The sequence below is a fragment of the Paraburkholderia sp. GW821-FHT02A12 genome (genome assembly GCF_059422005.1).
In genome coordinates this window covers 3445383-3460805 of record NZ_JBWKWA010000001.1, presented here as the reverse complement: position 1 = coordinate 3460805, position 15423 = coordinate 3445383, and the positions used below count along the sequence as shown (strand labels likewise).

Below are 15423 nucleotides of genomic sequence, written 5' to 3'. Positions count from 1 at the left end.
CGGAGACCGGATCGGGCTGTGTTAGAATTCGGAAAATTTTTAGGAGTTAGTCATGGCAGTTCAACAAAACAAGAAGTCGCCGTCGAAGCGCGGCATGCACCGTTCGCACGATTTCCTGACGGCAGCGCCGCTGGCGGTGGAACCGAGCACGGGCGAAGTGCATCTGCGTCACCACGTTAGCCCGAACGGCTACTATCGCGGCAAGAAAGTCGTCAAGACGAAGAACGACTAATCGTTTCACTGCGTTGCGCCCCTTGGCGTTTCGCGTGGCGATCGGCTCGCTTGACATTTTCCCGGCTCGGCAAAAAGGCGGCATTCAACTGCCGCTTTTTTGTGTCGATCGCAGTTGGCGCTTTAGCGCGTGCTGCGGTCCCATGCAGGGTGCCTGAAATTCGTCGCACTCCATGACAGTAAAGCTCACGATAGATTGCATGGGAGGCGACCACGGCCCGTCCGTGACCGTTCCCGCGGCCGTCAACTTCGTTCGTTCGCATCCTGACGCGCAGTTGCTGCTCGTCGGCATTGAAAGTGCGATTCGTGCGCAGTTGAAGAAGTTGAAGGCTCAGGACCTGCAGGCGCTGACCGTCGTACCTGCGACGGAGATCGTCGCCATGGACGATCCGGTCGAGGTGGCGCTGCGCAAGAAAAAAGATTCATCCATGCGCGTGGCGCTGAACCGCGTCAAGGAAGGCGAGGCGCAAGCCTGCATTTCCGCCGGCAACACCGGCGCGCTGATGGCGGTCTCGCGGTATGTGCTGAAAACGCTGTCGGGCATCGAACGCCCGGCCATCGCGTCCGCTCTGCCCAACCCCAATGGCTACACGATGATGCTCGACCTGGGCGCCAACGTCGATTGCGAGCCGCAGCATCTGCTGCAGTTCGCCGAGATGGGGCACGCGCTCGTGTCCGCGCTCGAAGGCCGCGACCGGCCCACCATCGGCCTGCTCAACATTGGCGAAGAAGTCATCAAGGGTAACGACACCATCAAACGTGCCGGCGAACTGCTGCGCGCGAGTACACTTAACTTTCACGGCAACGTTGAAGGCAACGACATTTTCAAGGGCACGGTCGACGTGATCGTCTGCGACGGTTTTGTCGGCAATGTCGCGCTGAAGACGTCGGAAGGCCTCGCGCAGATGCTCTCCAACATCATCAAGGAAGAGTTCGGCCGTTCGTGGCTGACCAAGGTGATGGCGGTGCTCGCCTTGCCGGTATTGATGCGCTTCAAGAAACGCGTCGACCATCGGCAATATAACGGCGCCGCATTGCTCGGCCTGCGCGGACTGGTGATCAAAAGCCACGGTTCGGCGGATGCCTACGGGTTTGAGTGGGCTATCAAACGCGGGTATGATGCCGTCAAAAACGGCGTGCTGGAGCGGCTTGCGCGAGCGATGGAAGAGAACGCGGGTTCTCTCGAACAGGCGGCGCGCGACGCAGGCGGTGCGGGTCACGCAAGCCCGCTCGCAGGCCAGCCGGCCGAGCCCTACGCTGCGCAATCCTCGAAGGCATAATGGCTCAATCGACAATTTATTCCCGCGTGCTGGGCACCGGCAGCTACCTGCCGCCCGCGCGCGTCACCAATCAGGATCTGGCTGAGCGTCTCGCGAAGCAGGGCATCGAGACGAGCGACGAATGGATCGTCGCCCGCACAGGGATCCATGCGCGCCACTTCGCTGAACCCGATGTCACCACCAGCGATCTGGCGCTGATCGCGTCGCAGCGCGCGATCGAAGCGGCCAATATCGATCCGCAATCCATCGATCTGATCATCGTTGCAACCTCCACGCCGGACTTCGTGTTTCCGAGCACGGCGTGCCTGTTGCAGAACAGGCTCGGCATCAGGAACAACGGCGCGGCGTTCGACGTGCAGGCCGTCTGTTCCGGCTTTGCTTACGCGGTGGCGACGGCGGACAGCTTCATTCGCAGCGGCCAGCATCGCACGGCGCTCGTGATCGGCGCGGAAACCTTCTCGCGTATTCTCGATTTCAACGACCGCACCACTTGCGTGCTGTTCGGCGACGGCGCGGGCGCGGTGATCCTGTCGGCGTCCGAGGAGCCGGGCGTGCTCGCTAGCGCGTTGCATGCCGACGGCAGCTATTCGAACATCCTCTGCACGCCGGGCAATGTGAACGGCGGCGTAGTCGCCGGCAGCGCCTTCCTGCATATGGATGGGCAGGCCGTGTTCAAGCTTGCTGTCAACGTGCTCGAAAAGGTCGCGGTCGAAGCACTCGCAAAGGCCGATCTGGCGGCCGGGCAGATCGACTGGCTGATTCCGCACCAGGCCAATATCCGCATCATGCAAAGCACCTGCCGCAAGCTCGGCTTGCCGCAGGAACGCATGGTCGTCACAGTGGGCGAGCACGGCAATACGTCGGCTGCGTCCATTCCGCTCGCATTCGACGTCGCGGTGCGCGACGGCCGCATCCAGCGCGGCCAGAACGTGCTGATCGAAGGCGTCGGCGGCGGCTTCACGTGGGGTGCATCGGTTATCCGCTACTGATCGCGGTGACGAGCCGGCGGGCGCTGTTTGCGGCGCCCTCGTGCGCGCCGAAGTCACATGGACAGCGCGCGCCACCCACATCTGACTAATTCGATTTTGGGGACGATATGAAATTTGCGTTCGTTTTTCCTGGGCAAGGCTCGCAGTCGGTCGGCATGCTCACCGCATTCGCCGATCATGCCGTCGTGCGTGAGACGGTTCAGGAAGCATCCGACGCGCTCAATCAGGACCTCGGCAAGCTGATCGCCGAAGGCCCCGCCGAAGATCTGAACCTCACTGCCAACACCCAGCCGGTCATGCTGACGGCAGCCTACGCGATCTATCGCGCGTGGCAGCAGGCCGGCGGCCCGAAGCCGGTGGTTGTCGCCGGCCACAGCCTCGGTGAATACACCGCGCTGGTCGCGGCGGGCGCAATCGCATTCCGCGACGCTGTGCCGCTCGTGCGTTTTCGCGCGCAGGCAATGCAAACGGCGGTGCCGGTCGGTGAAGGTGGCATGGCCGCGATTCTCGGCCTCGACGACGACACTGTGCGCGCGGTGTGCGCGGAAGCGTCGGTTGCAGGTGTCGTCGAAGCGGTGAATTTCAATGCGCCTGCGCAAGTCGTGATCGCCGGCCACAAGGCCGCGGTCGAAAAGGCCTGCGAAGTCGCGAAGGCGAAGGGCGCGAAGCGCGCGTTGCCGCTGCCGGTCTCGGCGCCGTTCCACTCGTCGCTGCTCAAGCCGGCATCGGATCAGCTGCGCGAATACCTGGCGAGCGTCGACGTGCGGGTGCCTTCCATTCCGGTGATCAACAATGTCGACGTCGCGGTCGTCAACGAGCCGGCAAAGATCAAGGACGCGCTGGTGCGCCAGGCGGCCGGCGCGGTGCGCTGGGTCGAAAGCGTGCAGGCGATGGCTGGGCAAGGCGTCACGCACGTGATCGAATGCGGGCCGGGCAAGGTCCTTGCGGGTTTGACCAAGCGTATCGACGGCAACCTGGTCGGCGCCTCGGTGTTCGATCCGGCTTCGCTCGAAGAAACGCTCAAGCTTGTTACCGCAGGCTGAACTCCCCCGTGTAAGCGCCGGGAATCGGCAGCAAAAATCGGCATCAGGAATCAATCAGCCCTCCGAAGGGCATCCGGACTGACAGATGGAAAAGACTCTCGACAAGCAGATCGCAATCGTGACGGGCGCTTCGCGCGGCATCGGCCGGGCGATCGCGCTGGAACTGGCGCGCGAGGGCGCGACGGTAATCGGCACGGCGACCAGCGAAAGCGGCGCAACCGCAATCACTGAAGCGTTTAGCGCGGCAGGCGTGAACGGCCGCGGCGCGGTGCTCAACGTCAACGACGCAACCGCGGCAGAAGCGCTGATCGACGGCACGGTGAAGGAATTCGGCGCGCTGCACGTACTCGTGAACAACGCCGGCATCACGCAAGACCAACTGGCCATGCGCATGAAGGACGAAGACTGGGACGCGGTGATCGATACCAATCTCAAGTCGGTGTTCCGTCTGTCGCGCGCGGTGCTGCGCCCGATGATGAAGGCGCGTGGCGGCCGCATCATCAATATCACGTCGGTGGTCGGCTCGGCCGGCAACCCGGGGCAGGTCAACTACGCCGCCGCGAAAGCGGGCGTGGCGGGTATGACGCGGGCGCTCGCACGTGAGATCGGCAGCCGCGGCATCACCGTGAATTGCGTCGCGCCGGGCTTTATCGATACCGACATGACCAGGACCCTGCCGGAAGAGCAGCAAACCGCGCTGAAGACGCAGATTCCGCTTGGCCGCCTCGGCAGCCCGGAAGATATTGCGCACGCCGTCGCGTTTCTCGCGTCGCCGCAAGCGGGTTATATCACCGGCACGACGCTGCATGTGAACGGCGGAATGTACATGTCGTAACCAATTTCGGTTACTATCCGCGCCTTGATGCGTTTGCAAAAGCGTAAGGCGCATGCCTTGACAGCAACCGGATGCGCCGCTTTTTTGCCGGGGCAAACCTGATAAAATGCGCGCACCTGTATTTTTGAACTTCTTTTCCCTTGGAGGGGTAATGGACAATATCGAACAGCGCGTCAAGAAGATCGTCGCAGAACAACTGGGCGTTGCAGAAGCTGAAATCAAGAACGAAGCTTCGTTCGTGAACGACCTCGGCGCTGACTCGCTCGACACGGTCGAACTCGTGATGGCCCTCGAAGACGAATTCGGCATGGAAATTCCGGATGAAGAAGCCGAGAAGATCACGACCGTTCAGCAAGCGATCGATTACGCTCGCGCGAACGTCAAGGCCTAAAGTCATTCGCGCCTGCGTTTCTGCGTTGGCGGCGTATGACGCCCTGCCGTGTCGGTTGCCGACGCCAGCGGGGCTGGTGCTTTTTGCCGTGCAGGAGCCAGCGATGTTGACAGCGCAATTTTCCGCGCGATTGCCGACTTAACAGCCACAGGGCATACAGGGCAGGTTCCTGTGGCCGCTGTGGCTTTTGCTTTTGTCATCTATGAAAAAGGGGTTACCGTGAGCCGCCGTCGTGTTGTTGTTACAGGCCTGGGGCTGATTTCGCCTGTTGGCAATAATGTTGCCGACGGCTGGGCCAATCTGGTCGCCGGCAAGTCGGGTATTGCCAATATCACGAAGTTCGATGCGTCGAACTTTTCGACTCGTTTCGCCGGCGAGGTGAAGGGCTTCAATATCGAGGACTACATCCCCAGTAAGGAAGCGCGCCACATGGATACGTTCATCCATTACGGCGTGGCTGCAGGCATCCAGGCGATGCAGGACAGCGGCCTCGAAGTCACCGATGAGAATTCGGAGCGCATCGGCGTGGTGGTCGGTTCGGGCATCGGCGGCTTGCCGATGATCGAAGTGACGCAAACCGAGTTGCTGAATCGCGGTCCGCGCCGCATTTCGCCGTTCTTCGTGCCAGCTTCGATCATCAACATGATCTCCGGCCATCTGTCGATCAAGTTCGGCATCAAGGGCCCGAATCTCGCGATCGTCACCGCGTGTACCACGGGGCTGCACTGTATTGGCGAAGCTTCGCGCCTGATCGAATACGGCGACGCCGACGTGATGATCGCCGGCGGCGCGGAATCGACCGTGTCGCCGCTCGGCATCGGCGGCTTTGCGGCGGCGCGTGCGCTGTCGCAACGCAACGACGATCCGGCAACGGCGAGCCGTCCGTGGGACAAGGATCGCGACGGTTTCGTGCTGGGCGAGGGCGCCGGGGTGATGGTGCTCGAAGAGTACGAACACGCGAAGGCGCGCGGCGCGAAGATTTACGCCGAAGTCGGCGGCTATGGGATGAGCGGCGACGCCTATCACATGACCGCGCCGCTGGAAGACGGCGACGGCGCACGCCGCTGCATGCTGGCCGCCATGAAGAACGCGGGTGTCAACTCGGATCAGGTGACTTACCTGAATGCGCACGGCACGTCCACGCCGCTCGGCGACCTGGCCGAAACCACCGGCATCAAGCGCGCTTTCGGCGACCACGCCAAAGACATGGTCGTGAATTCGACCAAGTCGATGACAGGCCACCTGCTGGGCGGCGCCGGCGGTCTGGAGTCCGTGTTCACCGTGCTGGCCTTGCATCATCAGGTGTCGCCGCCGACGATCAACATCTTCAATCAGGATCCAGACTGCGATCTCGATTACTGCGCGAACATTGCGCGGGAGATGAAGATCGACGTCGCGCTGAAGAACTCGTTCGGGTTCGGCGGCACGAACGGCACGCTGGTTTTCAAGCGCGCCTGACCACCTGATCGCCTGGTGACGCGCCAGTCCACGACGCCGGCTCAGCCGGCGGCTTCCCCCGAATCGGCAACGCCGAACGGAGCGCCGCAACGAATTGCGTTGCGGCGCTCCGTCGCCATGCGCGCCGCGTTGGGGGTTTTCGTTCTGACCGCCGCGCTGGCTGTCCATACCTGCCTCGCGTCGCATCTGGGCGCGTGGCAGGCGCTTCCGTTGTCGCTCGCCGGGTTGGCGTTGCTGACGCTGTGCGCAGCGAGACATGAGCGTGCGCAGCCTGTCGCGCTCAAACTCGGGCCGGACGGATTGTCTGCGTGGGATCGCGCGGGGAATCTGCTGGCGCAGGGCCGCATTGCCGGCTGTTCGCAATGGAGTGGCCGTCTGCTCGTTCTGGCCCTCGCGCAGGATCATGGGCGCCCCCGTACGCTATTGGTCGCCGCCGACGCACTCCCAGCATCTGTCTTCCGGGAACTGGCGGTGCGAGGCCGGCGCGGCGCAGGTGCGTGACTGTAACGACTGTAACCGCTGTTACCGTAGTAACGTGCCGTGATGATGGGGACGCTACAATGGTGCCCCGCCATGCGCCCTATAGTTAACGGATTTATCAGGTGAGCGAAAAAGAAATTGATCAGGTGCTGGTCGAGCGCGTCCAGAAGGGCGACAAGGCCGCGTTCGAGCTTCTGGTCTCCAAATACCACCGCAAGATTCTCCGGCTGATCTCGCGCCTCGTGCGGGACCCCGCCGAAGTGGAAGACGTCGCTCAGGACGCCTTTATCAAGGCGTACCGGGCATTGCCGCAGTTTCGCGGCGAATCGGCGTTTTATACGTGGTTGTACCGGATTGCGGTCAATACGGCAAAGAACTACCTTGCGACCCAGGGGCGGCGCGCACCGACATCGACCGAAGCGGATGCTGAAGAAGCTGAAACTTTCTCGGACGCCGACCAACTAAGGGATATCAACACGCCTGAGTCGATGTTGATGAGCAAGCAGATCGCCGAGACGGTCAATGCTGCGATGGCGGTTTTACCGGAAGAGTTGCGCACCGCCATTACTCTTCGTGAAATTGAGGGTTTGAGCTACGAGGAAATCGCTGAGATGATGGGTTGCCCAATTGGCACTGTCAGATCACGAATTTTCCGCGCTCGCGAAGCCATTGCGGCAAAATTGCGTCCGTTGCTTGACACACCTGAAGGCAAGCGCTGGTAATCGACCAGCCGGCAGGACGGGGGCGCGGGTGCAATATCTGGGTTAGTGGTGTCACTACGGGGTGTTTGTAAGATGGGGAGCATCATGGGGTCGGTCTCGATGCAATCGCAAGCCAGCTCGCGCAGCGAGCGTCTGTCCGCTTTTGTCGACGGTGAGCTGTTCGGTGAAGAGCATCTGAATCTGAATAAGTTTTTTTCCGAACTGGACGGCGACGATCGTGCCGCCTGGTCGAGCTATCACCTGATCGGCGACGCACTGCGTTCCGACGATCTGGCGGTCAGCCCGGCGGCGAGCAGTGCGTTCCTGAGCGGTTTTGCCGCGCGCTTCGAAAACGAGCCACACGTGCTCGCGCCTGCTGCGATGCCTGTCGCGCGCCGTCTGCTGGCTTTGCGCCGCCGCGTTGTACCGGCTTTTGCCGCCGCCGCCGCCGCCGCTACCCTGACGTGGATCGTCGTGCCGCAACTGCAAGGCGTGCCGGGCGGTCCGGGTGTTTCGCAAGTCGCGTCGGTAGAGGCGCATGGCGATGCGCTGCAACGTGTGGCCATGGCTTCCGTGCCGGCCGCGACCGTTGCGCCGGTCGCACAAGACGCCAATATCATTCGTGATGCAAGTCTCGACCAGTATCTGGAAGCTCACCAGCAATTCGCGCAACAACCGGTCATGCCGGGCTCGATGCCGCTGATCCGCGCTGCCGCCGTCTCTACGCAAGGCCAATAGTTTGATGCAGACTCCGCGGTTGAATAAAACGACTATCTGGGGGCGGCTGCCGGCATTTCTGTTCTGCGCAGCCGTATTGTTGTCCGCTACACCGCGGGTCTTTGCACAAACCGACGATCCGCTCGTCGCCCGTCGCACGGCTGCGGATCTGCTTGACCGCATCCATCAGGCCGCGCAGCAGCAGAACTACGAGGGCGCCTTCGTCTATCAGCGCGGCAATTACGTGCAGACGTCTCGGATCGCGCACTACGCGACCCGCGCGGACGGCGAATTCGAGCAACTCGAAAGCCTCGACGGCAAGCCGCGCAAAATGCTGCGTCATAACGAAGAGCTTTACACCTTCGTGCCGGAGCGGCATCTGTGCGTCGTCGAGAAGCGCCAGAACAAAGATTCGTTCCCGGCATTGCTGGCAGTGAGCGGCGAACAGGTGCTGTCGGTTTACGAGCCGAAACTGCTCGTCGACGACCGCGTCGCGGGCGTCGACAGCCAGGTGATCGAACTCGATCCGAAAGATGCCTATCGCTTCGCGTACAAGCTGTGGGCCGACAAGAAGACAGGCTTGCTGCTGCGTGTCCAGACGCTCGACCCGAACGGCCAGGTGCTCGAGCAATTGTCGTTTTCCCAGATTCGCATCGGCGTGCCGGTCGACAAGGCCGCGATCGTCAGCGGAATTCGTAATACGGCAGGTTGGACCGTCGTGCGTCCGCCGGTCGAGCCGGTCGATATGCAAGCGCAAGGTTGGCAGATCGCGCCGACAGTGCCGGGCTTCCGCAAGATTCGCGAATTACGCCGCCCAATGGCCGCACGCGACGCGGGCCAACCTACCATTCCGGTCGACCAGGCCGTGTTCTCCGACGGTCTCGCGGCCATTTCGGTGTTCGTCGAGCCGGTCGAAAACAACACCCGCAAGGAAGGCGCGGGCAGTAGCGGCGCGACGCATGTGCTGGTCAAGCGGCGCGGCGACTTCTGGATTACCCTGCTCGGTGAGGTGCCCCAGAGCACATTGCAGCAATTCGCGTCTGCCATAGAATACAAAGCTCCGAAGTAATTTTCTGAATCCTCGAATCCCTCGGCTTGCTACGATATGACGACTTTCTCGGTGCGCAAATTCCTCGCGGCCGCGGTGGTAGCGGCGTGTTTGCCGCTTTTGCCGCATATGGCGTCGGCGGCTCCCGCAGCCAATCTGCCCGATTTCACCGATCTGGTCGACAAGGTCGGCCCGGCTGTCGTCAACATCCGCACAACGACGCGTGTGTCGAACAGCGGCGCGCGCGGCGGTCTGCCTCCGGGCATGGACGACGGCGACATGTCGGAGTTTTTCCGCCGCTTCTTCGGCATCCCGTTGCCGCAAACGCCGCAAACGCCAGGTACGCCAGGTACGCCGCGCGGCGGCGATAACGGCGGCAGCGGCGGCAGCCAGGACGCCCCGGATAGCAACGATGCCGAACAGAACAGTGGCGTCGGCTCCGGTTTCATCCTGTCGGCCGACGGCTACGTGATGACCAACGCGCACGTCGTCGACGATGCGGACACCATTTACGTCACGCTTACCGACAAGCGCGAATTCAAGGCGAAGCTGATCGGCGTGGACGATCGGACGGACGTTGCCGTCGTCAAGATCAGCGCCGCCAATCTGCCGACCATCACGATCGGCGACTCCAACAAGGTGCGTGTGGGCGAGTGGGTGGTCGCGATCGGCTCGCCGTTCGGTCTCGAGAACACCGTGACCGCCGGCATCGTCAGCGCCAAGGGGCGCGACACGGGCGATTACCTGCCGTTCATCCAGACCGACGTGGCCGTCAATCCGGGCAACTCGGGCGGTCCGCTGATCAATATGCAGGGCGAAGTGATCGGCATCAACTCGCAGATCTACAGCCGCACCGGCGGTTTCATGGGCATTTCGTTCGCGATTCCGATCGACGAAGCGATGCGCGTGGCCGATCAGCTGAAGGCGTCGGGCAAGGTCGTGCGTGGGCGCATCGCGGTGGCGATCGGCGAAGTGACCAAAGATGTAGCCGATTCGCTCGGTTTGCCGAAGGCGCAAGGCGCGCTGGTCAGCAGCGTCGAGCCGGGCGGTCCGGCCGACAAGGCCGGCGTGCAGCCGGGCGACATCATCCTGAAGTTCAACGGCCATTCGGTCGACACCGCGACGGATTTGCCGCGCATGGTCGGCGATACGAAGCCGGGCACCAAATCGACGCTCACGGTCTGGCGCAAGGGCCAGACGCGCGACTTGCCGGTCACGATTGCGGAGATGCAGCCGGACAAGACCGCCAAGGCGGATTCGAGGAAGCCGCCGGTGCCGAAGCAGCGCGCGACGAACGTGTTGGGCCTCGCGGTCAGCGATATCCCCGCCGATCAGCTGAAGGCGCTGAAACTGCGCAATGGTGTGCAGATCGACGCGGTGGACGGTCCGGCAGCGCGCGTGGGTCTACAAAAGGGCGACATCGTGCTGCGCGTCGGCGACACGGATATCACGAGCGCAAAGCAGTTCGACGACGTGATCTCACACCTCGATCCGCAGAAAATGGTCGCGCTGCTGGTTCGCCGCGGCGAGAACACGCAGTTCGTGCCGATTCGTCCGCGCAGCGCGCAGAAGTGAAAACGGTGGCGCCGCTCACGCTTTACGGGCGCGCGTGGTGCCACTTGTGCGACGAGATGCGCGCCGCGCTCGAGCCGCTGCTGGCCGAGTTCGGCGCGCAGGTCGAGGTGGTCGATGTCGACTCCGATCCCCTGCTGGAAGCCCGTTACAACGAACTGGTACCGGTTCTGGTTTGCGACGGCGTCGAACTGTGCCACTACCACCTCGATGCGGCGCGGGTCCGTACCGCGCTCGCCGCACGCGTCGCGGCGGCGCCTTGAGCGCCTCAGATGCATAAACGCATGCGCCGTTCATACCAGGTTTCACGCCTCTCCTGAGCCGTCTTTTCCGCCCGGTCCTTGCAAGATGCGCCGGGCGATAGCCTTTTCGGCTAAAATAGATAGGTTTTTCACCTACTTACAAGGCGTGCTCCGCTATTGTCCGAGCGCGCCTTTTTTGCTTGATCGGCACTGAATGGATCATATTCGTAACTTCTCGATCATTGCGCACATCGACCATGGCAAGTCGACGCTCGCCGATCGCATCATCCAGATCTGCGGCGGTTTGTCCGACCGCGAGATGGAAGCTCAAGTGCTCGACTCGATGGATCTCGAGCGCGAGCGCGGCATCACCATCAAGGCACAAACCGCCGCACTGACGTATAAGGCCCGTGACGGGCAGGTCTACAACCTGAACATGATCGACACGCCGGGCCATGTCGACTTCTCGTACGAAGTCAGCCGTTCGCTGTCCGCATGTGAAGGCGCGCTGCTCGTCGTCGACGCGAGCCAGGGCGTCGAGGCGCAAACGGTGGCCAACTGCTACACGGCGATCGAACTGGGCGTCGACGTGATTCCGGTGCTCAACAAGATCGACTTGCCGGCCGCGAACCCTGAAAGCGCGATCTCCGAAATCGAAGACGTGATCGGCATCGACGCGACCGACGCCACGCATTGCAGCGCGAAGACCGGCCAGGGCGTGGAAGACGTGCTCGAAGCGCTGATCGCCAAAGTGCCGCCGCCGAAGGGCGATCCGGAAGCGCCGCTGCAAGCGCTGATCATCGACTCGTGGTTCGACAACTACGTCGGCGTCGTGATGCTGGTGCGTATCGTCAACGGTACGCTGCGTCCGAAGGACAAGATCCGCATGATGGCGACCGGCGCGCAGTATCCGGTCGAGCACATCGGCGTGTTCACGCCGAAGTCGAAGAACCTCGAATCGTTGTCGGCGGGGCAGGTGGGCTTCATCATCGCCGGCATCAAGGAATTGGCCGCGGCGAAAGTGGGCGATACCGTCACGCTGGTGAACCGGCCGGCAGCAGAGCCGCTGCCGGGCTTCAAGGAAGTGAAGCCGCAGGTGTTCGCGGGTCTCTATCCGGTTGAAGCCAATCAGTACGACGCGCTGCGTGAGTCGCTGGAAAAGCTCAAGCTCAACGACGCTTCGCTGCAATACGAGCCGGAAGTGTCGCAGGCGCTCGGTTTCGGTTTCCGTTGCGGCTTCCTGGGCCTTTTGCACATGGAGATCGTGCAGGAGCGGCTCGAACGCGAGTTCGACATGGACCTGATCACCACGGCGCCGACCGTGGTATACGAAGTCCTGCAGCGCGACGGCACGACCATCATGGTCGAGAACCCGGCCAAGATGCCGGAGCCGTCGAAGATCGAGGAAGTGCGCGAGCCGATCGTCACCGTGAATCTGTACATGCCGCAAGACTATGTCGGCGCGGTGATCACGCTGTGTACGCAAAAGCGCGGCACGCAGATCAACATGCAGTACCACGGCCGCCAGGTTCAGCTGACCTACGAAATCCCGATGGGCGAAGTGGTGCTCGACTTCTTCGACCGTCTGAAGTCGCTGTCGCGCGGTTACGCGTCGATGGATTACGAGTTCAAGGAATATCGCGCGGCTGATGTCGTGAAGGTCGACATGCTGATCAACGGCGACAAGGTCGATGCGTTGTCGGTGATCGTGCACCGTTCGCAAAGCCAGTATCGCGGCCGCGAAGTGGCGGCAAAAATGCGCGAACTGATTCCGCGCCAGATGTACGACGTCGCGATTCAGGCCACCATCGGCTCGAACATTATCGCGCGCGAAAACATTAAAGCGTTGCGTAAGAACGTGCTGGCAAAATGCTACGGCGGCGATATTACGCGTAAGAAGAAGCTGCTGGAAAAGCAAAAGGCAGGCAAGAAGCGAATGAAGCAGGTCGGGTCCGTCGAGATTCCGCAAGAGGCTTTCCTCGCGATCCTGCGTGTCGAAGACAAATAAGACGAACAACGGAACCTTATGAATTTTGCGCTGATTCTTTTTGTGCTCGTCATTTTGACGGGCGTCGCATGGGTCGCAGATAAACTGGTTTTCATGCCGCAACGGCGGCTCGCGGCGGAAGCGGCGGTCGTCGAGTTCGACCGCCAGCAAGCACGTGTCGGCGAGCGTTTCGCCGATGAAAACGCGGCGCAAACGCGCGCCCGTCTGCGTGACGACAAGCTGCGTCAACCGTGGTGGCTCGAGTATTCAGCGAGCTTCTTCCCGGTGATTCTGGTGGTGTTCGTGGTGCGCTCGTTTGTGGTCGAGCCGTTCAAGATTCCGTCGGGTTCGATGGTGCCGACGCTGCTGGTGGGCGACTTCATCCTCGTCAATAAATTCGACTACGGCATCCGTCTGCCGATCAGCAACACCAAGATCACGCAAGGCCGTCCGCTCGAACGCGGCGACGTGGTGGTGTTCCGCTACCCGAAAGACGAATCGGTCGACTACATCAAGCGCGTGATCGGCTTGCCGGGCGACACTGTCGCGTATCAGGACAAGAAACTGACGATCAACGGCAAACCGGTGCCGGAAACGTCGCTGCCGGATTACCTCGACGAAGAGCGTCTCGGTTACGCGAAGCAGTTCGAAGAAGATATCGACGGCCGCAAGAACGCGATCCTGAACAATCCGGCTGTGCCGCCGTTCATCGTCGGCGCGGAAGATTATCCGTATCGCGACAACTGCACGTACAACGCACGCGGCGTGATCTGCAAAGTGCCGCCGGGCAATTACTTCATGATGGGCGACAACCGCGATAACAGCGCCGATAGCCGTTATTGGGGCTTCGCGCCGGACAAGAATATCGTCGGCCGCGCGTTTTTCATCTGGATGAACTTCAGCAATCTGAAGCGTATCGGCTCTTTCAACTGAGCACGCATGCATTGACTGCACGGCACGCTGCGCAAATGGCCGAGAGGTCGCATCAGTCGCAGCGTGTTATTACGCTACTTTAAGAACCTGCGGTAACGTCGCTTCACTACGCTTTTTCCGCTGGCCGTCCCGCGTTTTCGCCGGGGCAGGCGCCCGCGTTATACTCTGCCCATGCCCCTATCTCCGTTGGAAAGCCGTTTGCGCTACGAATTTCGCAATGCGGAATTGTTGCGCCAGGCTTTAACGCACCGCAGTCATAGCGCCACGCATAACGAACGGCTCGAGTTTCTCGGCGACTCCGTTCTGAATTGCGCGGTGGCTGCGCTTTTGTTCCAACGTTTCGGCAAACTGGACGAAGGCGATTTGTCACGCGTCCGTGCCAATCTGGTCAAACAGCAGTCGCTGTACGAAATTGCTCAGGCCCTGAATATTTCGGAAGGCCTGCGGCTTGGCGAGGGCGAACTGCGCAGCGGCGGCTTCCGCCGGCCGTCTATCCTCGCTGATACGCTCGAGGCGGTGTTGGGTGCAGTGTTCCTCGACGGTGGCTTCGAGGCCGCCCAGACGGTCATTAAGCGCCTCTATGTGCCGATTCTCGATCACATCGACCCGCGCACGCTCGGCAAAGACGCCAAGACCCTTCTGCAGGAATATTTGCAGGGTCACAAGATCGCTCTGCCTACCTACACGGTCGTCGCGACTCATGGTGCGGCGCACAATCAGCAATTCGAAGTCGAATGCACGGTGCCGAAACTGGATGTGAAAGTGTCCGGTTCGGGCGCAAGCCGCCGCGCGGCCGAGCAGGCCGCGGCCAAGAAAGCGCTCGACGAAGTGATGGCTGCGGCGCCCGCCGTCGTCGCCAAGCCCAAGCGCTCGAAGAGCGCCCGTGCGGCGAAGCATATCGAGCCGGAGATCGTGCCCGGCGTGACCGGTGTGCAGACCGCGCTCGATTTGCGCAGCCCGGATCGCAAGAACGAACGGGTAGCGGGGCGTGGCGAGAGCCGCGCTGCCGCAGCTGCTGCATCGGAATCCGCGGCCGACCGGCCAACGCTGGCCGCCACACCCGCACCGCTGGCGATGATTCGCGCGGCGCACGTCGAGTACAGCGGGCAGGACAAACCCGAGCGCACCGAGAAGGCTGAAAAGGCGGATAAAGCGGCCATCCACGCGAGCGAAAAGTCCGCTGACAAGGCCGCGGCGGACAACCCGGCCGAGAAGCCAGACGTAAAGCCGGAAGTAAAGCCGGACGTAAAGCCCGTGGACGCCAAACCGGCGGACTCAAAGCCGGCGGACGCCAAATCCGCCGATGCCAAGCCCGAAGGCGCCACCGTCCGCAGCGTCGACAAACATCGCAGCCGCGAAATCACACCCGGCGCAGCCGTGCCCACGTCCAACGCGCCGGCGCAAACCGAACCCGAACCCGGTGTAGCCGACGCAGTGCAAACGCGCGTCGCCGACGCGGGCCATTGATTGCCATCGGCGCGCGGCTTCCGCGCGTCGTTCTGAACTTGCCGTAGCC

General features: G+C 62.0%; 16 protein-coding genes. All 16 read left to right on the top strand.

What is annotated here, in order from left to right:
• Window positions 1-52: 52 nt before the first annotated feature.
• The 16 genes from rpmF to rnc all read left to right on the top strand — a co-directional run bounded on the left by rpmF (window position 53) and on the right by rnc (window position 15374).
• Window positions 53-232: a 50S ribosomal protein L32 gene (rpmF, locus tag AC07WT_RS15735; RefSeq protein WP_006051932.1), complete on the top strand. Its 180-nt coding sequence runs from the start codon at window positions 53-55 to the stop codon at window positions 230-232.
• 172 nt (window positions 233-404) lie between these two features.
• Complete coding sequence (plsX, locus tag AC07WT_RS15730; RefSeq protein ID WP_494947681.1) at window positions 405-1511, top strand: phosphate acyltransferase PlsX; 1107 nt, start codon at window positions 405-407, stop codon at window positions 1509-1511.
• A complete protein-coding gene (locus tag AC07WT_RS15725; protein ID WP_492590957.1) occupies window positions 1511-2500 on the top strand; it encodes a beta-ketoacyl-ACP synthase III in 990 nt (329 codons plus the stop codon). Before plsX ends, AC07WT_RS15725 begins: the two co-directional genes overlap by 1 nt.
• 107 nt (window positions 2501-2607) lie before the next feature.
• Window positions 2608-3543, top strand: a complete 936-nt coding sequence (gene fabD, locus AC07WT_RS15720; protein ID WP_494947680.1) for an ACP S-malonyltransferase — start codon at window positions 2608-2610, stop codon at window positions 3541-3543.
• 85 nt (window positions 3544-3628) lie between these two features.
• On the top strand, window positions 3629-4378 hold the full coding sequence (gene fabG / locus AC07WT_RS15715; protein WP_494947679.1) for a 3-oxoacyl-ACP reductase FabG: 750 nt from the start codon (window positions 3629-3631) through the stop codon (window positions 4376-4378).
• A 151-nt stretch (window positions 4379-4529) separates the two neighbouring features.
• Window positions 4530-4769, top strand: a complete 240-nt coding sequence (acpP, locus tag AC07WT_RS15710; RefSeq protein WP_004197638.1) for an acyl carrier protein — start codon at window positions 4530-4532, stop codon at window positions 4767-4769.
• A 219-nt stretch (window positions 4770-4988) separates the two neighbouring features.
• Window positions 4989-6227 (top strand): beta-ketoacyl-ACP synthase II, encoded by a 1239-nt coding sequence (fabF, locus tag AC07WT_RS15705; protein ID WP_494947678.1) that lies wholly within the window; start codon window positions 4989-4991, stop codon window positions 6225-6227.
• 15 nt (window positions 6228-6242) lie between these two features.
• Window positions 6243-6728, top strand: coding sequence for a protein YgfX (locus AC07WT_RS15700; protein WP_494947677.1), 486 nt, complete (start codon window positions 6243-6245; stop codon window positions 6726-6728).
• Window positions 6729-6829: 101 nt separating this feature from the next.
• On the top strand, window positions 6830-7429 hold the full coding sequence (gene rpoE, locus AC07WT_RS15695) for an RNA polymerase sigma factor RpoE (protein WP_006051939.1): 600 nt from the start codon (window positions 6830-6832) through the stop codon (window positions 7427-7429).
• An 84-nt stretch (window positions 7430-7513) separates the two neighbouring features.
• Complete coding sequence (locus tag AC07WT_RS15690; protein ID WP_494947676.1) at window positions 7514-8146, top strand: sigma-E factor negative regulatory protein; 633 nt, start codon at window positions 7514-7516, stop codon at window positions 8144-8146.
• Window positions 8147-8150: 4 nt separating this feature from the next.
• On the top strand, window positions 8151-9194 hold the full coding sequence (locus AC07WT_RS15685; RefSeq protein ID WP_494947675.1) for a MucB/RseB C-terminal domain-containing protein: 1044 nt from the start codon (window positions 8151-8153) through the stop codon (window positions 9192-9194).
• A 36-nt stretch (window positions 9195-9230) separates the two neighbouring features.
• Window positions 9231-10748: a DegQ family serine endoprotease gene (locus AC07WT_RS15680; protein WP_494947674.1), complete on the top strand. Its 1518-nt coding sequence runs from the start codon at window positions 9231-9233 to the stop codon at window positions 10746-10748.
• Window positions 10745-11008 (top strand): glutaredoxin family protein, encoded by a 264-nt coding sequence (locus AC07WT_RS15675; protein ID WP_494947673.1) that lies wholly within the window; start codon window positions 10745-10747, stop codon window positions 11006-11008. The genes AC07WT_RS15680 and AC07WT_RS15675 overlap by 4 nt, the downstream gene beginning before the upstream one ends.
• Before the next feature lie 193 nt (window positions 11009-11201).
• Window positions 11202-12995, top strand: coding sequence for a translation elongation factor 4 (lepA, locus tag AC07WT_RS15670; protein WP_492590948.1), 1794 nt, complete (start codon window positions 11202-11204; stop codon window positions 12993-12995).
• A gap of 18 nt (window positions 12996-13013) precedes the next feature.
• Complete coding sequence (lepB, locus tag AC07WT_RS15665) at window positions 13014-13907, top strand: signal peptidase I (RefSeq protein WP_494947672.1); 894 nt, start codon at window positions 13014-13016, stop codon at window positions 13905-13907.
• A gap of 171 nt (window positions 13908-14078) precedes the next feature.
• Window positions 14079-15374 (top strand): ribonuclease III, encoded by a 1296-nt coding sequence (rnc, locus tag AC07WT_RS15660; RefSeq protein WP_494947671.1) that lies wholly within the window; start codon window positions 14079-14081, stop codon window positions 15372-15374.
• Window positions 15375-15423: the final 49 nt, after the last annotated feature.